Genomic DNA, 23,758 nt, shown 5'->3' with positions numbered 1-23,758 from the left:
AGAGTGAATCCTAGAGAATCTATTCTATTAGCCATCCGTTCCTCCGTTCTTCTGAACCCGATTACGGTAGGAGGAAGGCGACATTCCTACATACTTTTTGAATTTGCTATGGAAATAATCAGCATTCGCATACCCCACACGACCTGCTACCTGATGCACCTTAATCCCCTGTACAAGTAATTCTCTGGCTCGCTCAATCCTTAATTTATCCAGGTAGGCATTAAAAGCCTCACCGGTATGGCTTTTGAACAGTTTGCCTAAATAACCACTGTTGTAGTTGAACATGTCTGCCAATAACTCCAGCCGCAAATTTTCATTATAGTGACTATGTATGAAGTCCAGCATTTGCTTCATAATGATCTCCTTGCGGCCCGAGTCAGTCTGACCTATCCATTGCAATATATGCTCCACCGAGTGATCGACCAGTTCGCCCAATGTAGAATAGGCATATACATCGGTAATCAAGCTGGAATGCTCCTCCACCACCGCTCGGCTCTGATCCTGTCCAGCCGCATACTTGTTCAGTGCCAATGTAAATGTCTGGGCAAAGGCTGCCTTGATTGCAGCTTCTGTACCATAAACCTGTGGAAATTGAACAGCCATTTCCTTTAATACACGCAACGCCGCTTCCCGGCTTGCCATATCCAGCGCATAGTAAAGCTTTTCTGCGTAACGTACGGGGTCTGCTGTTTTATTGGACGCTTCGTCCATTCCGGCGTTCATTGCTTCCAATGGGTGCAGATCACTGGAGAGCATCACTCTCTCCATTCCAAACAGAAAAGTACGCTCCAATAACCGCAGTGCCTGTTCAAAAGAGCTGGGAATATCGGTTAATTTCGCCACCGGATCACCGGCAGCCACATAGATCTCGGTTGCCCACGGCATTAGCTCTTGGCGCCAGGATGCCAGCAGCACAGCAGCCTTTTCCTCCGTTCTCACCGTGGCGGGAAGCAGCAGGCCCGTATAGATTCCGGCCTCAAACACCACGCCTCTGCCCTGCTCCCGGCACATCTCCGCTAGACGCTGCCTGGCTGCCGCTTGCCGGGCTTGGCGATCCCAATCAGGTATCCGCAGATCCAGCAGAATAACTTGGTAGCTGCCCCAATCCAAAGCAGGCAGCACCTGATGCTGCCCGTGCTGTTCAGTTTGTCGCGTCCCTTCATCCAGAGGACTGCCGGGTTCTATTGCATCGCGTTTAGCTATATTCTCTTGAACCGAAAATAGCAGTGTCTCAATCCATTCACGCTCATGGTGAGAAGCACCTCCCCACTTGCCGTTTTCTTTTTCGTCCTCGATGCTTCGCCGTACTCGTTTCAACTCTGTCGTTATCTCTTCCTCATCGACAGGCTTCAATAAATAACCATCCACTCCGAAGCCCATCGCTTGCCGGGCATAATCAAAGTCTGCATATCCACTTAATATGAGAAAATGGAACGGCTCACTGTTCATTTCACGTATACTCCGTATGACCTCCAGTCCATTCATGCCTGGCATACGAATATCGACAATAACCAGCTCCGGCTGATGCTCTCCGAATTTTTCCAAAGCCTCGCGCCCGCTCCCTGCTGTATCTACAATCCGAAAGCCACAATCCCCCCAGTCAATAAGGGAGGACAGTCCTTCACGAATCGCAGGCTCATCATCCACAATCATTGCTTTATACATTCGAATCCTCCTCCCCGGGTATGGCAAAGTATACAGTAGTTCCTGCCTGCACCATGCTTTCAATATGCAAACCATAACGTTCACCATACATCAACGTTAGACGTTGGTGGACATTACGCAGACCAATACTACTCCCTTCCGGCTCATCCGTTCCCTTGATACGTGCCAGTAAGCTTGCCAGTTGCGCTGCTTCCATGCCAATTCCATCATCTGCTACTTTAATGTGCAGCTCCCGTAGCTCCATCGTAATATCCACTTTTACCGTAACAGGCTCTTCCTTATTTTCGAGGCCATGAATAACTGCGTTCTCCACCAGCGGCTGTATGATTAAAGGAGGAATAGACATGTCCTCAGCCTCTTCTTCCAGATTCACTTCATAGATCAAACGATTCCCGAATCGGAACTGCTGAATTTGCAAATAGGATCGCACCATATCCAGTTCCTGACGTACCGTCGTTTTACCGCTGCCAATCTCCAGATTTCGTCGCATCAGCTTGCCGAGCAAACGCACCGTCGTTGCAATCTCGGCTTCCCCGTTCAGGTGCGCCTTCATTCGGATCGACTCCAGCGCATTAAACAGGAAGTGGGGATTTATTTGACTGGCCATCATTTTGAGCTTGATGTCCTTTTGTGCCAGCTCGAGCCTGTTGTTTTGCTCACTCGCTTCATAGACCTGCGTCATGAGTTGGCGGATACTGCTCACCATATAGTTGAAACGGCGGGACAAATCCCCGATCTCGTCCCTTCCCTCCACACTTGACACCACATGGAAATCGCCTGAGGCTACTTTACCCAGTTCATAGCTCAATCGCTGTAGCCGTTTGGAAATAAGCCAGGAAATGATGGTAATTAAAATCAGCGCAATGATCAGTACCGCAAGAACACACAATGCACCAATCAGGCTGATCCGATTCGCCCCCTGCACGATATGTTCCGTCGAAAACACCGAAATAATTGTGAATCCAGTCACACTTGAGGTTGGCAGTAGCTCATCCACAATAACGTTCGAGGACTTTCCGTTTATTTTTGCTTCATATATACCCTTACCCGCACGCTGGACGTCAAAGCCCAAATGCAAATCCGCCAACGTCTGACCCACCGACTGCGGATCAGTTGCTGCAACCACAATCCCGTTGCGATCGGCAATTAGTGTTTCAAACGGCTCCTTGCTCAGCATATGATTCAGCTCCGTCTGACTCAGCGCTATCATCAGAACTCCCTTGGTATTGTATTCGGGGAACGGAATTTGCCGCACCAGACTCAAGCGATGGACCGGATTATCCTCCTTATCCTGAATATAAAACCAGTTAATCGCCGTCCCCTTTAAGGCGGCCTGGAACCATTGATGCTGCTTAATGCTGGAGTCCACAGGGATAAACTCCAGATTATTGACAAGCGTCGGATTGTACGAATAAAACCGAATGGTAGCAATTTCTCGATACTGCTGTGCATACTCATTAAAATCCTTGTATTGATGATACGCATTCATTAGCTCAACCATGCCCGAATAACGACGGTTCGCCATTTCCTTCAGCCTTTTATCGAACATGAGTCCATTTGAAATATCCGTTGGCACGCGCAGTAAATTTGCAGTCTGGCTCTTGATTTTTTCCACATTGTTTACCGCCTGGGCAATCGCACTGTCCAATGCCTGCTGACGTAAATAAAAAGTAACACAGCCGCCCACCACCAGCACCGGAATCATGACAATCAACACGTAGGAGAAGAGCAGCTTATTCCGCATACGCATATTGTTCATCAGATGCCGTACTCCACGATACATGCCATCCCTCCAGCAAGATAAGCGCTTACATTTTCATGTATATCTCAAATTCCATCACAGCGTATATGATTCCAGTTTAAAGCTTCGCAACATGTATATCCATATTTTCTTGCAAATAAAAAATGTGGCGAACGAAATCACCACACTTTACGGATTATGAACTATTCACGCACAAAAGGTTCAATATGCACTCCCTGCGGAAGCTTATGTGGATCTTCCGGATTGATACGGTCATAGAACATAATACCGTCCAAATGGTCCATTTCATGCTGTACCACAATCGCTGGATAACCTTTGAAGGTCAGTAGTTCCTGGGTTCCGTCCGGCAAATAGGCCTTAATGCGAATTTTTTCATAACGCGGAACATATCCGGCTATGTAACGATCCACTGACAAGCATCCTTCACCCTGTTCCAAATAAATCATGGATGTGGAGTGGCTGACCAGCTTCGGATTAAACAGCGTATACTCTATCGTTTTGTCTCCATCCTCATAATAGATAGCACACATTCTTTTATTCAGACCTACCTGGTTGGCGGATAGCCCCACACCCGGGCGCAGCTCATAGCGGGTGGCCAGCTCTTCATTTTGGCTATTTTTCAGATAATCCAGCATCCATTGCATCTGTTGAAGGTCCTCTTCAGACAGCGGCAGGCTTACCGGATCAACCTTTGTGCGTAAAATCGGTTCCCCTTCACGCACGATATCCTTAGTGAGAAGCATGTCCATCGATTGATTGCTCATTCGTCAGCCTCGATTCATTTAAATAAATATATGATCATATGATGTACTGCAAAAGCTGGGGATTTCCCCGGTTTTCTGCAAGTTTTATCCCATAAATTATATCTATTTATGAAATGAATTGTCAAAATAGAGCGGTATGGAGAGAGGTTGGCGCAATAGAGGCCGCTACGCGGGCGGATCATTCTTCCGATCGCTGTTGCCCCCAGATTTCCCGACTATATTTTCAAAGGTAGAAATCCGGGGGCAAAGGCGAACGCTGGCGGTTCTTCAGAACAATTCCGCCCTCTTCGCTGCTGTTTTTGTTACAAGCGATCCACTCTTATAGTTTAAGCCATTAAATATTCATCGCCTTAACTGTTTATCACATGAAATCATTCCTTTGCTCTATATAAGACTAAACAGAACCCCTCCTAAACCAATTAGATGATCAGGAGGGGTTGTAAATATTCGATCGAATTAGTAATTCTAACTCAATACTCCATACGTTCCTTCTACATTAAAACGGCTGCCCCAATGCATCGGGTGCATCGTTAAACAGCCTCGCCTTGGGATTTGGCTGAGTCCAGGTATTATAATATTGAGAATTTTTGCCGTAGGAATTGTCAATGACCACATGCGGCATGTCGAGCAGACAGGCCAGAATATGGCCGTGCAGCCGTGAGGTGCGAACCTCGCGATAAGAACTGAACAGCGTGACCGCTTTGTTCATCAGATGGTCAGTGTACTTGTACCAAAATGTACGCGTCGGCAATGGCCCACCGATCTTTTTATTCAAACGGTAAAACTTCTGGAAGTAGACAATTCCCTTCACCTCCAGCGGAGTGAACAAAGTGTCCCAATCCAGCCGATGGGCTGCATTGGCCTCATCATCGAATTTCTTTTGCCCTCCTACCGTTTCAATATCCGTACGCAAGAAGTACAATACGTCCTTCACGGTTTCCGTTGTCGGCTTTAAAGGCCAGAGCTGGTGCGCCATATCCGGACATAGCGTGATGCTGCATTGATTCAGCTTGTCCTTGGCCCACTGATAAGAGCGTGTGTCCCGGACAAACATATGCAGATCCGGGTGACCATTGAACAGGGCTGCGACCTCATTGGCCTTCTGTTCAGACTGAAAATGGATCGTCTGCGGCATGATTACAATCCGGTGATTAGGAAACTCCCGCACGATACGTTCTCGCAAGTTTTGATGATTTAAATACAAATCGCCGAAATTGCCGCCGCCGTGGCATACGATAATCCAGTCGCCCGGAATGTGGAGCTGATCGGGAATGTCCATCGCGCTGTAACGGGCACGAACATGAATGCCGTTATCCTTGAAGAACGCCTCGGTGCCTTTCATGATGAGTACATCTCCACCGTTATTATAAACGGGATAATCGACATAAATGATATTCGAACCTTGAGGGACTACGTCGAGAATGACGCTCAGCTTATTTTTCAGTTTAGCCATGGGATGCGAATTCGGCATCTTTCAGTTCTCCCTTCCTGCGCTTCTTTTGTATAGTCTGAATGACAAACGTGACGTCACTTTTATCAAAAATGATCCGTGATAGCGGAACATTGAAAAACATAGGGAACGAAAACAATGAGAATGCCAACCGTACACAAGCACCTACGAGCAGAGCAATGGCAATGCCGTCCAGACCGAAAATCGGTGTACAAATAAAAAACAAACCGACGGTGATCGCATAGGCTACAAGTTGTCGGAACAATACAAGCCCCGGACGACCCAGCGCGTTGAAGGCGGAAGCCAGAATCCATGAGCCGCCACCGATAATACATTCTAGTGACAGCAGGTAGAAGGTTAGTGATGCTTCCAGAAAAGCGGGCCCGTACAGCAAACCCAGCATATATCGTCCAATGAAGAGAGCAGGCACAATGACGATCAGCATGGCAGCCATCGAGATGCGAAAAGCACGGCCGACCGTTTCGACAATCTTCCTGTGCTCCATCCCGGTCACCTTGGGAAAAGTGACGTTCGTGACGGCGTTTTGCACCACATTGAACACGCGCGACAAGGCGTAAACAACAGAATATAAGCCGAAAGCTTTGGGAGACAGCAACGCCACAATCACAATTTTGTCTGTTTGTGTGGACAGGGTCCCCATCAACTCCATCCCGTAGACTCTTGCCCCATAGCTATAATAAGGGCGAAGCACCTGACGACGGGTAAACGGGCGAAAAGCACGCAAATTCATATGCTTGCGCAAACGGAGGAACGCCCACACCAACGCAAGGAAACTCGCGACAAAATTCACAGCCCCTGCCAGCTGCACATTGAGCAAGCCCATCAACCACAGGGTCACCAGCCCGATGAAGTTCAGCAACGGGTAGTAAAACAACAAGCCGTTGTAGACGCTAAAGCGATCCAGCCCTTGCGACAGAGCCGTCGTCAGTGCTGTAAGCACCGCGAGCGGTACCGCTGCCGCACAATAGAGCTGAGACAGCTGGATAATATCCGTACCATAGCCATTGAGCCACATGGGCATGCATATCCAGGCCACAGCCCCTGCCAACAAGCTGGCAGGCAACTGAATCCACAGCGACAGCGACAGCAATTCTTCTGTCGTACCTGTTTTTTTCTTAATGTTATAAATGAGTGACGTTGGCAAGCCGAAGCTCAATACACTGCCGATCAGCGTTGGCCAAAACAAAACCGCTGCCAGCTCCCCTTTCCCCTCTACTCCGAGCATACGCGCGGTCAGGATGGAAGTCAGAGTTGTAACGATCAGTACAAAAAAATTGTTAAAGCTCGTACGCATGATCGTTTTGGCAAGACTGTCACCCGTGAATACTTTCCTTGCTGCTGTCCATGTGCTCATGTCACGTCCAACTCCCGTTCCTTATTAAGCTCTTTTCTGCTCACATCACGCCTTCCGCCGCACCTCCATTAGCCTGCCGTTTTTTTGGAATTGCGTTCAGATAGCTGCCCTCCACCAAGAGGCTCCTCCTGATTTGAAAAGATCGCCTTCAGCGCTCTTTTGTAGCCTTGAATGGCAGCATGGTTTTTCCGGGGCTTCTCTCTCAAAATCTGATACAGTGTCGTCCAGTACAATGCTGCATAACCAATCGGTCCAGAACGCTCGTCCCGCAGCAGATGAATATGATTCATCACCCGCATATAAGTGACCTGCTCCATATTGTCGCGCGAGGACGGCGATTCGTGATGAAGCAACGTGAGCGCTGGATTGATGTACAATGGGCCGCTTTTCATCGCGATACGCGAAAGTAACAGATCCTCTCCTACGCTATAGCTTTGCAGCCAGGGTACGGGCTCCAAACCACGAATGGCCTTCCGGCGAAATGACATATTACACCCATGGAAAAACTGGGTTCGGAACGTCTTTTTCGCCCTGTGCCAGTTGTACATTGAGCCGGACTGACCGCTGAGGGACAACCTTCCCTTGAACCAAGACTGCTGAAATGACAGCAGGCAACGAATCGTCCCCATGAAGCTGTTGCTCATTCCCTCTGCAATGCCACCGATACCAGCGGCTTGCGGATAAGCTTCATAGGTACGCATTAACTCAGTCAAATAGTTGCTCGGCAACTCTACATCATCGTCAAGGAACAAAATAATGTCACCCTGCGCAAGCTCAACCGTCTTCACACGCGATAACCATAAGCCCGGCTGCTCCTTGCGATGATATCGGTAGGTAATACCCGCGCTGCCCAACTGACGCTCATAGCGCTCTAGCACATGCTTCGGCAGTTCTCCATCGTCGATAACCCACAGCTCGGTTTCACATCCCTCCGGTGCTCCGCCAATCGCAATTGAATTGATGCATCGGGTCAGATCGTCAATCCGATTTCGGGTGCACAGGGCAATGGACAAGCTTAACATCATACTCCCCCTTTATCCTGTAAATGTCTGTAGAACAAATTACTGAACCGCCGGGCCTAAATACTCGTTGTATTTTTGCTTGCGCGGGTTCAGAATGAACAACACCCCCTGCATGTATCCGTCTGCGGCATTAAAATTGCGGCGCAGCGTTTCTTTGAGCATCAAGTAGGATAAGGTCCATAAAAGGGCTCCATACTGGATGGCTCCCGCCTTTTTCAGAGCGAGAAAATAATAGTGGTTGATCGCTGTAGCCTTGGCTACCTTGCCCGCCTTATCACGCGAGCTTGGAGATTCGTGATGGATGATGGTTAAGTCGGGATTTATAACGAGCTTGCCGTAACGGCTCGCCAACTGGCACATGTACAGATCGTCAGCCACAGCATAGCTGGTCATCCACGGATATGGCTTCATATCCCGAAGCGCATCCTTTCGGAATGACATATTGCAGCCATGAAAAAATTCGGTGTCAAATATCTCCGTTGCCTCGTTCCAACGCAGTAACGAACCTGCCAGACTGCTGGGTGAAAGTTTGCCGAGGGATGGAGACATCTGAAATGTCAAAACGCCCAGCAGCTTTCCTGCCCGGCTCGAATGTAGTCCCTTTGCAATCCCTCCAACACCCACAATCGTTTCATCCTGGTCATAGGTATCGAGCAAGCGCCGGATATAGAGTTGATCGTCCAATTCGGCATCATCGTCAAAATACAGCACGATCTCATACCGCACGAGAGACAAGGCTTCATAGCGGGATAGCCAAACACCGGGACGAGTTTTTTTATGATACTTCAGAACGCCTTGGGGCAAGCCGGAAACCATGTCACGATATTGCTCGACCTGTTGGCCGGAAATATCACCGTCATCAACAATCAGCAGTTCTACAGCCGTATGCTCCAGCTGCTGCTGTGCTGCAATAGACTGTATACAGCGTGTCAGGTCTTCGATCCGGTTGCGGGTACAAATGATGATGGAGACATCGGACATGCCATTACCTCCTGTGTGTGTATCCAAAGCTTTGGAAGGGATATTGAAGGTTTTTCCAATTGCTGGATTATATATGTTTATTGTATCTTTGACAGCGTTTGAGTGTATATACCTCTTTTGTATACTTTTTCAGTCTCCAAAAGGGTAGACTATACTCGAAAAAGGGCAAAAAAAAGAGGATCGGCTTCTAATGCCAATCCTGATCTAGCCTTGAAAGTCCAGAAACAACGTCGCATTCACATACCGGCGTGCCATGGACAAAAAATAACTATTTTGCACCGATACCGCTGCTACCAGCAATGTATTACGTACCGCCTCACGCTGGTTGGAGTTCAAATACGGTAAACGACGGGTATATTGATCAGCCGCCTGAACCAGCAGTTCCTCTGTGGCACCTTCCTGACGCTGCTGTCCTGTGGTAAAATTCCCGTTTTCTTTTGCATGTCCGACTCCTGTCACATCCAGCAGTTGATCTCCATTCGCATCCAGCTCCTCAAACAAGGTTGAATACGCGGCGTACAAATCTACTGGCTGGATCAGATCATCTGCATCATCTTCAGGCTGTTGGAACAGGATATGAAATAGCTGCCGGATGGATTCAAAATCAAGGCATGATTTTAAATCCTCCACAATGAGCAAAATGGCTGCCTGGTTGACTGAGTATTTTTTGCCGATCCTCGGGGCGCCGAGAAACTCCTTGAAATCACGTTTGACCCAATTTTGCATGGAGGCCAGTGAAACATGGCTATATTCGACCAATTGACCTAGCGAAACGATCTCCTGGAGCGAAAAGGCGGCACTGTGCTTGCCCTTGATGATTTTATCCAACACAGGCGTCACTTCTGTGTACAAAAATGCTGGCATCGTGCTGCCGGAACGGTCGAGTTGACTATGAGTGCGTCTCCAGGCATCCTGAAGAACGGCCAAAGGCTGCAATTCGCGGCGACCTTCCATGGCCAGCAGCAAATGGGCCATATCACGGCGAGTGAGGGTAAAAGACTCCATCTGCTTTCCTCCCTTTATTACATTTCAAGTTCATTCGAACCTATCATAAGCCCTCGAACTAGGCTTGTAAAGCAAAGCAATGAGCCGTGCGGGTTCTATAATGCCTTATTTTCTGTGCAAATTGGAAGTAGGTGACCTGCCACGCTTCCATATGAACCTTGTATATTTTCTTTTAAGTTCTTAAAATAAGTTCAAGTGAACTTAAAATGGAGTTCCTTAAAAAATTGAACGAAAAAGGGATGAGTGAAAATTATATGGGTATAGGTGTCAGTCTATTTTTGTTTGCGGTGTTGATTTTATTTAGTGCTTTCTTCGTGGCTACCGAGTTTGCGATTATTAAAATCCGTTCCAGCCGGGTCGATCAGCTGGTAGTGGAAAACCGTAAAAATGCACTGGCGTTACAAAAGGTCGTCAATAATCTGGACGGCTACCTGTCCGCCTGTCAGCTTGGTATTACGATTACAGCCCTGGGACTCGGCTGGCTCGGTGAACCGACCGTGGTCAAATTGCTGGAGCCTCTCTTTCAACAGCTCAACATCAATGGGGATTTTTCACATATCCTGGCCTTTATTATTTCATTTGTCATTGTAACTTACCTGCACGTGGTGATCGGTGAACTGGCTCCCAAAACATTGGCTATCCGCAAAGCGGAAGCAATCAGCCTCTTAACCTCCCCCGTTATCGTGTGGTTTAATCGGATTATGTATCCGTTTATCTGGCTCCTTAACGGCTCTGCCAACCGTCTGGTTCGTCTGTTCGGTCTTCAACCGGCAAGCGAACACGAAGAAGCGCATTCTCAGGAAGAAATTCAAATCATTTTGTCCGAAAGCGTGGAAAGTGGTAAGATCAATAACACCGAATATGGCTACGTGAATCGGATCTTTGCTTTTGACGAGACCGTTGCCAAGGAAATTATGGTGCCACGTACAGATATGGTATGCTTGTTTACGAATCGCTCGCTGAAAGAAAACATGCTGACTATTCATGAAGAGCAGTATACCCGTTTTCCGGTGGCGACAGACAGCAAGGATCAGATCATCGGTATGATTAATACCAAGCAGCTGTTCCTTCAGTATGATCGCAACCAAGAGCTTGATTTCAATAGTTTGATTCAGCCGATCTTGACTGTTCCGGAAGTTATACCCGTTAACACGCTGCTGAAACGCATGCAGAAGGAGCAGGTCCATATCGCTCTTCTCGTCGATGAATACGGCGGAACCTCCGGTCTCATTACCATTGAGGACATTTTGGAGGAAATTGTTGGCGAAATCCGAGACGAATTTGATAAGGATGAACGGAAGGAAATCGAGAAACTGACGGAGAACAGTTATTTGATGGATGGTAAAGTATTGCTTTCCGATCTGAGTGACTTGACTGGCTTGACATTGGATGATGAAGACGTGGATACTGTCGGAGGGTGGGTGTATAGCCGGGTTCCAGAACCGAGACAGGGCAAGGAATTCATAGAAGATGATGTGAAATTTATCATTCGTGAAATGGGTAAAAATCGTATTCGTCGGGTGGAAATTATTTTACACCAGAAATCCCCGATATCGGAATTAGAAACGGAATCGGACACTTCTTCCCGGGAGTGAATCGTTGTGACCTGAGCAGCCTGTATTTTGCACTTGACACTAGCGTTCACTCCTACTGAAATGACATATTTTTAGGGCAAACGACTTAGGTTGTTTGCCCTGTACGCGTGTAAGGAGGAACTAGTAAAGTGGATATTTTATCATCTATTATTATGGGAATTATCGAAGGGCTGACAGAGTTTTTGCCGGTCTCTTCGACGGGTCATATGATCCTGACGGCTGATCTTCTCGGGTTAAACACAGAGAATGATACAGTCAAAACGTTTGAGGTTATCGTGCAATTAGGTGCTGTGATGGCGGTCGTTGTATTGTATTGGCGCAGATTCCTGAGCCTGTTTGATTTCAGACGCAGAATCTCAACCCAGCCACGTCTAAATCTGCTGCATATTATTTTAGCCATGATTCCTGCGGGGTTGATTGGCGTACTGTTCCGTGATGTAATCAAGCAATACCTGTTTGGTCCTGAGACCGTTTTGTACAGCTTGGTTATCGGGGGCCTGCTGATGATCGCCGCTGAGAAATTTCATCCCCCCATTAAATCACAAACCATTGATGAAATTACGTATAAACAAGCATTTACGATTGGTTTGTTTCAGGTCCTAGCGCTATGGCCAGGCTTCTCCCGTTCAGGCTCAACCATGTCTGGGGGCCTATTCGCACGTGTAAGTCATACGGCAGCCGCGGAATTTACATTCCTAGTATCCGTTCCGGTTATGCTGGGCGCCTCGGGCATTGATTTGATTAAAAGTATGGATCATCTGTCTATGGGCGATTTTCCGGTGTTCGCGGCCGGCTTTATTACCTCATTCATCGTCGGGATGCTGGCGATCAAAACATTCCTGGGTTTGCTCAAACGCTTGAGTCTGACTTCGTTCGCCATCTACCGTTTCGTACTGGCGGCTGTGTTCTTTTTCATTATTTTGTAAGCCACTGTTTGTTGCTTTATAATCCAAAAGGGATATCCGCATGGCATGAATCGCTGCCCCCGGATATCCCTTTTTTCGATTACACTGAAATCATATTTTACTGAAATGATTCCTATCATTCCATCGTTGTAATCCTGCGTGCTGATTATTGTTTGGATTCCAGCGTGGTCAAATATTCCGAAACTTGAGCTGGCGTTTTGGCATATTTGCTGTGCAAATGAGCAATTTTCTCGCCGTTGCGGAACACGAGCAGGCTCGGAATGCCACGTACTTGATTTTCTTCGGCAATCGGCTGGAATTTCTCGGCATCCAGCGCAAAGAAACGCTTATCTGCGTTTTTCTCAATAATGCCGTCCATGAATTTATCCAGTGTCTTGCAATCCGGACACCAGGTTGTATCAAATTTCACGACGGTCAGGCCGTCACCATTAATCAAATCCTGATATTGCTGCTGTGATTCGATGCGTTCCATGGGTGTTTCCTCCTAGAGTATATTTATGAACATTTCCATACTCAAGTATGGATGATAAACCTGAGCTTATTCTTATATTGTAATGATTCTTTCATATATTGCAACTGTAATGAGTAAACGTTAGCATATCAGCGGTACTGCTCATCATAACGATTGGCCCGGCTGATTTGCTGTAGTACCTGCCGTTCTTGTTGGGTTAAGGGCGGGATCTTCGCTGCTGCGGTATTATGCTCCAATTGCCCCAATGAGCTTGCACCCGGGATGACAGCAGCGACAGCTGGATGAGACAGGCTGTAACGGATTGCTGTCTGCTCCATGCTGCGATCTGCCCCTGCGAATGCCTTTAATTGCTTTCGCACGTCCAGCAGCTCAGCTTCTTCATAGTCCAGATATCCCTTCGCTGCCTTTTCTTCCCCTCCATCGGCCAATACGCCGCTGGCGACAGGCCCGCGTGCAATCACACTAATTCCACGCTCCTGAAGCAACGGCAGTACCTCTTCCTCTGCACGCCGATCCAGCAAGCTATACTGATTCATAACACTGACGATATTCGAGCGTTTAACATATTCACGAATGACGTGAGGACGAATCGAAGAAATACCATAATAACGGATGACGCCTTCTCTCTTGAGCTGTTCAAAAGCCTCAATCGTCTCGTCGATGGGATCATCTATCGTTCCTCCGTGAAGCTGATACAGGTCGACATAATCCGTTCCAAGGCGGCGCAGACTCTCTTTGACCGCAGACAGAATGTATGGCTTGGACGGGTCCCATCCCCAGCCCTCTTGTCCCGGTAGACGCCGATTGCCAACCTTGGTTGCCAGGATGACATCCTGCCGTCGCCCGCGGATCGCTGCGCCCACAATTTCCTCATTGCGCCCATGGTGGTACAAATCGGCTGTATCGAGCAGATTTACGCCCCTGTCTAATGCTTCATGTATCAGGTAAATCCCTTGCTGCTCCTCCGTGCCGATCGACATACAGCCCAAGCCAATCTCGCCTACCAGCATATCCGAAGATCCCAGGCGGTTTTTTTTCATGGTTGTCTCCCCTCACTTCGATTACGTATAACTTTAAATTTTTAATTTTTCTCTATTATACGAAAAAAATACACAAAAAAAACAACCCCAAAGACATAGAGACTCCACGCTCTCCAATCCTTTGAGGCTGTTGTATGAGATCCGTATACCATTCATGCTATCCGAACAGCCATTGGACGGCCTTAGGAAATTGACGCTGAAAACAATCCACACGATGCACAGCATTCTGATCCAGCTCAAGAAGAACATCTTTTGCGTCAAGTCCCTGTGTCCGCAGCACCTCGTGTGCTTGGAGGGTCAGCGGAACCATATCTTTTTGTACATTCGTCTTCCCTTCACCTTCACGGGTCCCAACAGATATATAAAAGCGCTGTGTCCCATCCCTCACAGTTACACAAGGTGCAGATTGCATATAATCAACCATGCCCGGATACCAATACGAGCCTGAGATGGAACCGATGCGTCCGAAGACATCCTTATACTTGAAGACGGCATACATGGAAATTAAGCCGCCCAATGAGGCGCCGATGATGCCCGTATGCTCCGTTCCAGTATGCACTGGATATCTTGCCTTAACGTACGGCATTAATTTTGTAACCACAAACGCCAGATAGGCATCTCCGTCACCACCAAAAGCAGGTCTTCCTTCTACTAAAGCAGCTGCCTTCCAAGGCGTATAATCATCCAGTCGATTTACGGGCTGAATACCTACCAGCACCACACGGGGCAGCTCTCCCGTAGAAAAACCTCTTTCCAGCTCATCCAACCCGCTTAGAAATAAAGAGCTGCCATCCTGCACATACAGCACAGGATACAGCTCATTATGATTCACGGAGACGGGAGGTGTATAGACGTGTACAAGGTACCCATCTAATGGAATTTCATCTATATGACCTTTCATCCTACACAGTCCTCCATGATGTGAATGTATTCATTACAATGCAGCATCCATTTCCTTGATCATTTCAGATACAGATTCCAGGCCATTACCTGACAGGTACCAGTAGTTAGGATCAAGGTATACAATATGACCGTTTTTAAATGCATTGGTTTTCTTCACCAGTTCATTCTCAATGGTTTGTTTGCCTGTAACCTGTTCCTTGCCTTCTTCGACCACCACAGCTCCACGGTCAACGACAAAAATATAATCCGGATTTTTTTGCTGTACATATTCAAAAGAAACCTTTTGTCCATGCGTGGATACTTTAATGCCAGGATCTACAGGGGTTACGCCAAAAGCATCATGAATGATACCGAAGCGGGATTGTGAGCCATATGCGCTCAGGCTTCCTTCATTCGTCAGCACGATCAGTCCTTTAGCTTTGCTCGCTACAGCCTTGTCATGTACGGCCTTGATGGAGCTATCAATCGCAGCCAGTTCCTGCTTGGCAGCATCTTCTTTGTTGAAGATTTGACCTAGTGTTTCAACGTTTTTCTTAAAGGAATTGATATAATCCTTGGTGTCTACAGCCATCGAAATGGTCGGTGCAATTTTGCTCAACTCTTTATATGCATCAGCTTGTCTGCCGCCGATGATGATGAGTTCAGGAGACAGATCACTGATTTTCTCGTAATCCGGTTCAAACAGCGTGCCCGCGCTTGCATATTTGGAATCTTTATATTTGCTCAAATACGTAGGAAGATCCTGCTGCGCTACTGCCGCAACGTCAACACCCAGCTTATCCAGCGTATCCAATGAACCAAAATCAAAGACAACGACATTTTTTGGATTAACTTTGACTTGGACCGGGTTTTCATCCAGTGCGTGTTTGACCGAGATAGTTTTGGATTCCGTTGTTGCAGCAGAGGAGCCGTTTCCAGTCGCTTCCGGTGTTGCCGGAGCTGCTGTGCCACAGGCCGACACAATCAGTACCAATGCAAGCATTAGCGTTAAAAACATCATATTTTTCTTCATTTAACATTCCCCCTAAGTGAAATAAACGCAAATTTTATGGTCATCGATCTGTTGAATCGGAATATCCATATCGTACAAATCCTTTAATACCTGACTATCAATCATCTCGTCAGCCGTTCCTTGTTTTAGCAACCTGCCATCCTTCATCCCTACAATATAGTCTGAATAGCAGGAGGCGAAATTAATGTCATGCAACACGACCAGAATCGTTTTGCCGAGATCATCCACCAAACCGCGCAACGTCTTCATAATCTGAACCGAATGCTTCATATCCAGATTGTTCAGCGGTTCATCCAGCAGGATGTATTCCGTGTCCTGTGCCAGAATCATTGCAATAAAAGCTCGCTGCCGCTGTCCACCACTAAGCAAATGAATATGCTTGTCCTTCATATGCTCCAGCCCCATATAGGCCAAGGACTGGTCCACCATTTTGCGATCCTCGCTGTTCAGCCTGCCCTTGGAATATGGAAAACGGCCGAAGCTCACCAGTTCCTTCACGGTTAAGCGAATATTCACATCATTCGTCTGTTTTAAAATAGAAATCTTGCGCGCCAGCTCCTCGCTTTTGGTCATGCTCACCGCCTGCCCATCAATGAGGATTTCCCCCTCATCACTGTCTGTCAGGCGACTGATCATCGACAACAATGTGCTTTTCCCCGCGCCATTGGGCCCAATAAAGGAGGTAATGGTGCCTTTCGGTACGGTGACGGATACCTGTTCCACCACATTTTTATTCCCGTAGCGTTTGGATACGTTTTTGACTTCTACCATGATTTATTCTCCCGCAGCAAAAGATACAGGAAATACACCCCCCCGATAAAGTTAATAATGACGCTGACCGTTGTCGATAGGTCAAAAACTCGTTCTGCCAGTAGTTGGCAGCCAGCCAGGGCGATGATGCTGACCAAGATGGAGGACGGAATGATATAACGGTGTTGATAGGTTTTCATCACCTGATAGGCAACATTCGCTACAATTAATCCGAGAAACGTAATCGGTCCGACAAGCGCTGTAGAAATGGAGATGAGTACGGCTACAATAACCAGCAACCTTTTGATGATAAAACCGTATGGAAGCCCCAAGTTAATCGCATGCTCCCGTCCGAGCGACAGCACATCCAGATACTTGATGAACCTCCACGCATAAGCGAATACAAACACAAGAATCACTACAGATAGCCACAGCAGCTCGGTATTGACATTACTGAAGCTGGCAAAGCTTTTGTCCTGAACTTTCGCAAATTCGTTGGGGTCAATCAGTACCTCCATAAAGGTAGATAAACTGTTAAACAGCGTGCCGAACACCAGACCAATCAGCAAAAGTACATAAATCCCGCGTCCCCTTTGCGGAAAATTAATTTGTATAGCAGTCCTGCGAACAGCACCATCAGCCCCACCGACAGCAAAAAGTTCAATTCTTTGCTGGTCGAAATGAAAGGGACGGAACCAAATGCAAAAATAATCGTCGTCTGAATCAGTATATACAGTGAATCCAGTCCGATAATACCTGGAGTCAAAATCTTATTATTCGTAACCGTCTGGAAAATAACTGTTGCAAAAGCAATGGAGCCACCTGTCAGAATGAAGGCTGCGATCTTTTTCAATCGTCGTGGCAGCGCGTAATGCCAGGTATGCGGAAGATCTATAAACACGAAAGCAGCAATCAACACAAGCGCGGCAGCAGCTAATACGCCAATTTTTAATTTAGGATTCATAAGCCCTTCTCCTCAGCAGCAAATACAAGAACAACGCGCTCCCGATCACACCAACCGTAAGCCCTACAGAAATTTCATACGGATAAATGATCACCCGTCCCAAAATATCGCAAAACAGCACAAAGACGGCGCCCAAGATCGCTGTATGGGCCAGACTTTTTTTTAGATTATCCCCCATATACATGCTGACCAGATTGGGTACAACCAGCCCCAAAAAGGGAATCGTCCCGACCGTTAAGATGACAACAGAGGAAACCAAAGCCACGATCACCAAACCGACATTGACGGTGCGCTTGTAATGTACACCCAAGTTGGCCGCAAAATCCTCACCCATGCCTGCAATTGTAAAACGATTCGCATATATGTACGCCAACGCAACCAAAGGAACACTAAGATATAGCATCTCGTAGCGACCACTCATGATTAGAGAAAAATCCCCCTGCATCCACGAAGAAATGCCCTGGATCAGATTGTATTTGTAAGCAAAAAAGGTCGTTACCGAATTTAAAATGCCTCCAAACATCAAACCGACAAGCGGGATAAATACCGGGTCCTTGAAACGGATTTTATCCAGTATTTTCATGAAAATCAGTGTTCCCCCTAGAGCAAATCCGAAAGCCGTCAGCATCTTCGTCCAGAATCCCGCCGCTCCAAACACCATAATAGCCATCAGCACACCCAATCGTGGGAATCTGCTAATCAGGAGTACCTGCGCCTGATCGTTGGTTAAGTGGAACAAATCAAGTGGAGTTACATCATGAACACCAATAAAAACCGAGGCGAAAGCCAGTACCAGAAAAGCCAGTATTAAATAACGTAATTTCATGTTCTACCAAGGGAGCCTGTTCTCCATAAACCTGTACCAAGCTTCGGCCCTGTCCTCCCTTCAATAATGATAATCATTATCAAAAACAACTAGCATAAATTATATCAGTGATATCGTTTCTGTCAATTTTTTTGGAATGAGTGCAACATGTAAAAGAGGTAATGGCAAGCACCTGAAGAGCGAATGAGCAATTCAGAGCAATACCCTGTAAAATGGAAATAGAGAATTTGGATTCAATGACTTGGGTATAAAAAAACAGGAGGCAAATAATGAATTACATATTAATCGTCGAGGATGATATCGCCTTGAGTAATGGTATTGTCCTTGCCCTTAAAGAACCTAACAACGTATTTGTGCAATCAAATGACATTGCTGCTGCAAAAGAGCAGTTGAACGTTACTGCCTTTGATTTAGTCATTCTTGATATTAATTTACCAGATGGGAACGGACTCGATCTTTTAACCGATATACGTAAAACAAAAGATTTGCCAGTCATTGTTCTGACTGCTCATGATATGGAGACGGACATTGTAACGGGTTTCGAGTTGGGTGCAGACGACTATATTACAAAGCCTTTCAGTCTTATGGTACTAAGAGCACGAGTTGGCGTTCAGCTTAAGAAATTCAGACACTCACTTGCAGACTCCATTCAGTTTGACGATTTTACCTTTTCATTCGAGAGGATGGAATTTATTAAGAAAGGTACACCCATTGAACTAAGTAAAACTGAGCAAAAATTGTTGCGCATCCTAATCAACAATCGAGGAAATACCGTTTCGCGCGATCATTTGATAGACAGCATCTGGACTGACGGGGCTGAGTATGTAGGTGAAAACGCCTTGTCCGTTACGATAAAAAGGCTGCGAGACAAGCTGGAGGATCACCCTTCCTCTCCCCAATACATAAGAACGGTTTATGGTATTGGTTACACATGGGCGATGAAATAAGATGACAACACTCCTTTATATGTGTATTGGAATTACTGTTACTGCTCTATTTACCGCAACGGCTGTAATCATTCTATATCGTAAAAACATGTATAAAACCATGAAAACTATTGAGGACATGATTGATGCTGCAATAGATGGCAACTTTTCGGAGCGTGTTTTTGACGAATCCGTTTTATCTGCTGTAGAGACCAAGCTTGCGCAATTTCTTTCTATTTGTTCCGTTTCCTCGAAGAATTTGCTGGCAGAAAAGAATAAAATAAACGAGCTGATTTCCGACATTTCGCATCAAACGAAAACGCCTATTGCTAATATCCTACTCTATTCCCAACTGCTTAGTGAATACGAACTGCCGGAGGATGGTTCTATTTGTGCAAAAGCCCTTTCCACACAGGCCGAAAAGCTTAACTTTCTTATCCAGGCATTATTGAAAACATCGCAGCTTGAAACGGGGATCATCACAGTATCGCCAAGACAGGAACCTGTTCAGAAGCTTCTGTGCACTGCACGGGAGCAAATTATGCCGAAGGCGGAAGTCAAAGGCATCTCTGTTGTTATGGAGAATACAACGATTCATGCTTGCTTTGATCTGAAATGGACGGCCGAAGCAGTCTACAATATTATGGACAATGCTGTGAAATATACAGAAGCCGGTGGGAGCATCACCATAAAAGTGATCGCGTATGATTTGTTTTGCCGAATTGATATTACCGACAGTGGCATAGGCATTGGAGAAGAAGAACAAGGTAAAATTTTTACCCGCTTCTATCGCTCCCCCACTGTTAACTCGCAGGAGGGTGTAGGGATTGGACTGTTTTTAGCAAGAGAGATCCTCGCGGCTGAGGGTGGTTATATCAAGGTGTTTTCACGCTACGGCCGTGGCTCCATCTTCTCTATTTTTCTTCCCATGGAAAGGTAGTTCTTTCAATGCTGTTAGATTTCAGAAAGATTCTGGAAAGATTGATATGGTAAAGTTTGTATTGCAAGGCCCCACAATACAGACTTTTTTATGGAGGAGAAAGTGTATGGCTCTATTAAAAACTCAGGAGTTAAAAAAGTACTACGGCAACGGAGATACTGCTGTCCACGCTTTAGACGGTGTAAACCTGGAGGTGGAAAGCGGTGAATTTGTAGCTATTGTCGGTACGTCCGGGAGCGGCAAATCTACCCTTCTCCATATGCTGGGTGGACTTGATCGTCCGACAAGCGGAAGCGTCACGATTGACGGCAAAGATATTTTCACATTGAAAGACGAAGAATTGACTATTTTTCGCAGGCGAAAGATTGGCTTCGTTTTTCAACATTACAATCTGGTGCCTGTCTTGAATGTCTACGAAAATATTGTGCTTCCCATTGAACTGGATGGGAAAGAACCGGACAAAACCCACATAGATAAAATTGTACATACCTTGGGCCTTGACCATAAGCTGAATAATCTGCCTAACCATCTTTCGGGGGGCCAGCAGCAGCGTGTAGCCATTGCCAGAGCGCTAGCAGCGAAACCCGCGATTGTCTTAGCAGATGAACCCACCGGGAACTTGGATAGTAAAACCAGTCTGGATGTGATGGGACTAATCAAAGTGTCCAGTCAACAGTTCCGCCAAACGATGGTGATGATTACGCACAACGAGGAAATTGCGCAGATGGCCGACCGGATCATCCGAATTGAGGACGGTAAAATGGTCGGCGGTGAAGACAAATGATCCAGGTTAGAAATAAAAAAGCGATCCGCAATCTGGCAGATAAGAGCTTCAAAGTAAACAAAGCCCGTAACCTCTTTGCCATTGTTGCCATAGCTCTCACTTCATTGTTATTTACAACATTGTACACCATGGGACTTGGCGCTGTTGAAAACATACAACGGGCAACCATGCGACAGGTCGGTGGAGATGGACATGCCGTACTTAAATATATAACAGATGACGAATTTAATCATGTCAAGGATCATCCGTTAATCAAGGAAATAGCTTATAACCGCATATTAAGCGATGGAGTTATGAACGATAAATTCCTAAAACGCCATACGGAGTTCTGGTATTACGACGATGTAGGGATGAAGCTTGGTTTTATTGAGCTTAAAGAGGGGCACAAGCCTGCGGCGGAAAATGAAGTGATCGCAGACTCCAAGACGTTGCAGCTATTGGGTGTTCCACTGGAGGTTGGAGCACCTTTGAGGCTAAAGCTTGACATACGAGGTAAAGAAGTACAGCGTGACTTTATCCTCTCCGGCTGGTGGAAAAGCGATCCTGTGTTTAACACAGGACAAATATTCGCCTCCAGATCCTATGTCGATGCTCATGCAAAGGAATTACAAAGCACCTATAAAAAAGATCATTTCTATACAGGAACCATTAGTGCATATATGATGTTCGACAATAGCCTTGATTTGCGGGGAAAGCTCAGTAAAGTGATTACCGAAAGCGGGTATTCGCTTGACGAAGAAGCACCGAACTATATCGCGAATAATGTAAATTGGTCATACATCTCGACCAATTTTAGTGTGGATACAGAGACAATCATAGCGTTAACTTCTGCCCTGTTGCTGATCATGTTTACCGGTTATTTGATTATATATAATATTTTCCAAATATCAGTGATGCGAGATATTCGTTTTTATGGTCTTTTAAAGACGATCGGCACAAGCGGCAAGCAGATCCGCCGGATCATTCGCAGACAGGCGTTAGTTCTTTCAGGGATAGGAATCCCGTTTGGGTTAATAGCAGGTTTTTTTGTCGGTAAAGCACTTATACCACTTCTTATAAACCACACTACTTTTGCTGGTACCGAGGTATCGGTATCTCCCAACCCATGGATTTTTATAGGATCGGCTTTGTTCGCGCTCATTACCGTAATGATCAGCACTTTCAAGCCAGGCAGAATTGCGGCAGCTGTTTCGCCAGTTGAGGCAGTAAGATACACAGACGGTAATACCAAGGGCGGCCGTAAGCTGAAAAAATCCACTGAAGGCGCTAAAATGATCCACATGGCTCGCTCCAACTTGGGGCGCAATACAAAGCGTACCGTGTTGGTAGTCATCAGTCTTTCGTTAAGCCTTGTACTTCTTAACACGGCGTTCACCCTGTCTCAGAGCATTGATATGGATAAGTTTGTATCCAAATTCAATGACACTGACTTTCTCATTGCTCATGCTGAATATTTTCATAGTCCCTATTTTAGCGGCCCTAAAAATGAGACCTCCGAGAGTTTTATTCAGGCTGTACAGACACAGCCCGGCTTTGAAGAGGGCGGTTGCTTGTACGGCGGCAGATTAGTGCTTACTGTCGAGAATGGAAAATACACCAATGAGGACGATGAGACTGATTCTCGCGGCAACTTCATTGCGGCAGTATATGGGCTGGAAGATTTACCACTGCACCGGTTGCGATTACTAGACGGTGAGCTTGATTTTGAAAAGCTGGCTTCCGGTAAGTATATATTGGAAGGGGTAGATTTAGATGACCATGACATCCCCTATATGGAAGAAGCTCTGTATAAGGTGGGTGAAAAGGTCACGCTTCACAGTTATATCGGAGTAGCAGAAGCTCCGCTGGATAAAAAGTATACTACGCATGCATTCACAGTGCTTGGTCATGTTGCAATTAAATATAGTACCAATTCTGATCGCCGTTCAAGTAAGTATAACTTCTATCTTCCGGCGAATATTTACAAGCCGCTTGCGGAGCAGCCTGCTGTGATGAGCTACGCCTTTAATGTATCCCCTGATCAGGAAGAGGCCATGGAGAGCTTTTTAAAAAGTTACACCGAAACTACAGAGCCGGTAATGAACTACACATCCAAATTCACTTCAATGAATGAGTTTTCCGGTATGCAAAACACCATCATGATGATCGGTGGCACGCTCAGTCTGATTATCGGCCTAATTGGTATCCTCAACTTTGTAAACGCAATTCTGACGAGTATATTGACACGGCGTCAGGAGTTTGCCATGCTGCAAAGTATCGGCATGACCAAAAAGCAATTGCGGGGTATGCTGATCTATGAAGGGCTATATTATGTTCTCGGCACCGCCCTATTCTCCATTTTGTTAGGGATCATATTCTCTATTTCAATTGTGAAACCCCTAAGCAGTATGATATGGTTTTTGAGCTATCACTTTATAATCTGGCCACTTCTAGTCTTATTGCCTTTACTGTTATTGCTTGGGATATTTATTCCATTAGTGGTTTACTCATTGAACAACAAACAAAGTATTGTAGAGCAGCTTCGGGAGTCAGAGTAGATTTACCGTAAATATTAGAAAGTCCAAGATAGCAGTGGGAATAAAAAGATGACTCCTGA

Annotated in this window: 20 protein-coding genes and 1 pseudogene; 6 read left to right on the top strand and 15 right to left on the bottom strand. The window is 46.2% G+C overall.

All coding sequences use genetic code 11. The features are described 5' to 3' along the window. Positions 1–27 precede the first annotated feature (27 nt). The 8 genes from LCF57_RS25020 to LCF57_RS24985 form a co-directional block, all read right to left on the bottom strand. A complete protein-coding gene (locus tag LCF57_RS25020; RefSeq protein ID WP_226003079.1) occupies positions 28–1,665 on the bottom strand; it encodes a response regulator transcription factor in 1,638 nt (545 codons plus the stop codon). Continuing rightward, on the bottom strand, positions 1,658–3,448 hold the full coding sequence (locus tag LCF57_RS25015) for a sensor histidine kinase (protein ID WP_226003078.1): 1,791 nt from the start codon (positions 3,446–3,448) through the stop codon (positions 1,658–1,660). Before LCF57_RS25015 ends, LCF57_RS25020 begins: the two co-directional genes overlap by 8 nt. A gap of 161 nt (positions 3,449–3,609) precedes the next feature. Further along, on the bottom strand, positions 3,610–4,191 hold the full coding sequence (def, locus tag LCF57_RS25010) for a peptide deformylase (RefSeq protein WP_226003077.1): 582 nt from the start codon (positions 4,189–4,191) through the stop codon (positions 3,610–3,612). 496 nt (positions 4,192–4,687) lie between these two features. Next, on the bottom strand, positions 4,688–5,662 hold the full coding sequence (locus tag LCF57_RS25005; protein ID WP_318840797.1) for a polysaccharide pyruvyl transferase family protein: 975 nt from the start codon (positions 5,660–5,662) through the stop codon (positions 4,688–4,690). After that, positions 5,637–7,016, bottom strand: coding sequence for a lipopolysaccharide biosynthesis protein (locus LCF57_RS25000; protein ID WP_226003075.1), 1,380 nt, complete (start codon positions 7,014–7,016; stop codon positions 5,637–5,639). Before LCF57_RS25000 ends, LCF57_RS25005 begins: the two co-directional genes overlap by 26 nt. 68 nt (positions 7,017–7,084) lie before the next feature. After that, positions 7,085–8,038 carry a glycosyltransferase family 2 protein gene (locus tag LCF57_RS24995; protein WP_226003074.1) on the bottom strand — a complete coding sequence of 318 codons (954 nt, stop codon included), beginning with the start codon at positions 8,036–8,038 and terminating at the stop codon, positions 7,085–7,087. Positions 8,039–8,077: 39 nt separating this feature from the next. Then, entirely contained in the window at positions 8,078–9,019 is a 942-nt protein-coding gene (locus LCF57_RS24990; protein ID WP_152379468.1) for a glycosyltransferase family 2 protein, read from the bottom strand. A gap of 204 nt (positions 9,020–9,223) precedes the next feature. Then, positions 9,224–10,024 carry a DUF1836 domain-containing protein gene (locus tag LCF57_RS24985; RefSeq protein ID WP_226003073.1) on the bottom strand — a complete coding sequence of 267 codons (801 nt, stop codon included), beginning with the start codon at positions 10,022–10,024 and terminating at the stop codon, positions 9,224–9,226. A 206-nt stretch (positions 10,025–10,230) separates the two neighbouring features. Here LCF57_RS24985 and LCF57_RS24980 point away from each other — a divergent pair, with 206 nt between their 5' ends. Both LCF57_RS24980 and bacA read left to right on the top strand, forming a co-directional pair. Further along, on the top strand, positions 10,231–11,619 hold the full coding sequence (locus LCF57_RS24980) for a hemolysin family protein (RefSeq protein ID WP_226003072.1): 1,389 nt from the start codon (positions 10,231–10,233) through the stop codon (positions 11,617–11,619). A gap of 128 nt (positions 11,620–11,747) precedes the next feature. Further along, positions 11,748–12,545, top strand: a complete 798-nt coding sequence (gene bacA, locus LCF57_RS24975; RefSeq protein ID WP_226003071.1) for an undecaprenyl-diphosphate phosphatase — start codon at positions 11,748–11,750, stop codon at positions 12,543–12,545. A 145-nt stretch (positions 12,546–12,690) separates the two neighbouring features. On the opposite strand, the gene LCF57_RS24970 is transcribed toward bacA, so the two are convergent. The 7 genes and pseudogenes from LCF57_RS24970 to LCF57_RS24940 form a co-directional block, all read right to left on the bottom strand. Continuing rightward, positions 12,691–13,017, bottom strand: a complete 327-nt coding sequence (locus LCF57_RS24970) for a thioredoxin family protein (protein ID WP_007432209.1) — start codon at positions 13,015–13,017, stop codon at positions 12,691–12,693. Between the two features lie 128 nt (positions 13,018–13,145). Continuing rightward, the gene (locus tag LCF57_RS24965; RefSeq protein ID WP_226003070.1) at positions 13,146–14,057 is read right to left on the bottom strand and encodes an aldo/keto reductase; all 912 of its coding nucleotides are present in this window, start codon (positions 14,055–14,057) and stop codon (positions 13,146–13,148) included. 157 nt (positions 14,058–14,214) lie between these two features. Continuing rightward, entirely contained in the window at positions 14,215–14,958 is a 744-nt protein-coding gene (locus tag LCF57_RS24960; RefSeq protein ID WP_226003069.1) for an alpha/beta hydrolase, read from the bottom strand. Positions 14,959–14,991: 33 nt separating this feature from the next. After that, a complete protein-coding gene (locus LCF57_RS24955) occupies positions 14,992–15,972 on the bottom strand; it encodes a siderophore ABC transporter substrate-binding protein (RefSeq protein ID WP_190297991.1) in 981 nt (326 codons plus the stop codon). Positions 15,973–15,984: 12 nt separating this feature from the next. Then, positions 15,985–16,743 carry an ABC transporter ATP-binding protein gene (locus LCF57_RS24950; protein WP_226003068.1) on the bottom strand — a complete coding sequence of 253 codons (759 nt, stop codon included), beginning with the start codon at positions 16,741–16,743 and terminating at the stop codon, positions 15,985–15,987. Beyond that, positions 16,737–17,686, bottom strand: a pseudogene (locus LCF57_RS24945) (iron chelate uptake ABC transporter family permease subunit). The gene LCF57_RS24950 and the pseudogene LCF57_RS24945 overlap by 7 nt, the downstream one beginning before the upstream one ends. Then, positions 17,676–18,512, bottom strand: a complete 837-nt coding sequence (locus tag LCF57_RS24940) for an ABC transporter permease (RefSeq protein WP_226003067.1) — start codon at positions 18,510–18,512, stop codon at positions 17,676–17,678. The pseudogene LCF57_RS24945 and the gene LCF57_RS24940 overlap by 11 nt, the downstream one beginning before the upstream one ends. Before the next feature lie 269 nt (positions 18,513–18,781). Between LCF57_RS24940 and LCF57_RS24935 the strand changes: the two genes are divergently transcribed. The 4 genes from LCF57_RS24935 (at position 18,782) to LCF57_RS24920 (ending at position 23,699) form a co-directional block, all read left to right on the top strand. Further along, positions 18,782–19,459 (top strand): response regulator transcription factor, encoded by a 678-nt coding sequence (locus LCF57_RS24935; protein WP_226003066.1) that lies wholly within the window; start codon positions 18,782–18,784, stop codon positions 19,457–19,459. Between the two features lies 1 nt (position 19,460). After that, on the top strand, positions 19,461–20,378 hold the full coding sequence (locus LCF57_RS24930) for a sensor histidine kinase (RefSeq protein WP_226003065.1): 918 nt from the start codon (positions 19,461–19,463) through the stop codon (positions 20,376–20,378). A 106-nt stretch (positions 20,379–20,484) separates the two neighbouring features. Further along, positions 20,485–21,162, top strand: coding sequence for an ABC transporter ATP-binding protein (locus LCF57_RS24925; protein ID WP_226003064.1), 678 nt, complete (start codon positions 20,485–20,487; stop codon positions 21,160–21,162). Next, positions 21,159–23,699, top strand: a complete 2,541-nt coding sequence (locus LCF57_RS24920) for an ABC transporter permease (RefSeq protein ID WP_226003063.1) — start codon at positions 21,159–21,161, stop codon at positions 23,697–23,699. The genes LCF57_RS24925 and LCF57_RS24920 overlap by 4 nt, the downstream gene beginning before the upstream one ends. Positions 23,700–23,758 lie beyond the last annotated feature (59 nt).

The organism is Paenibacillus sp. BJ-4 (genome assembly GCF_020404765.1).
In the GTDB taxonomy this organism is placed as follows: Bacteria; Bacillota; Bacilli; order Paenibacillales; family Paenibacillaceae; genus Paenibacillus.
Note: the sequence above shows the minus strand (reverse complement) of the source record. Positions and strands in the feature narration are given on the sequence as shown.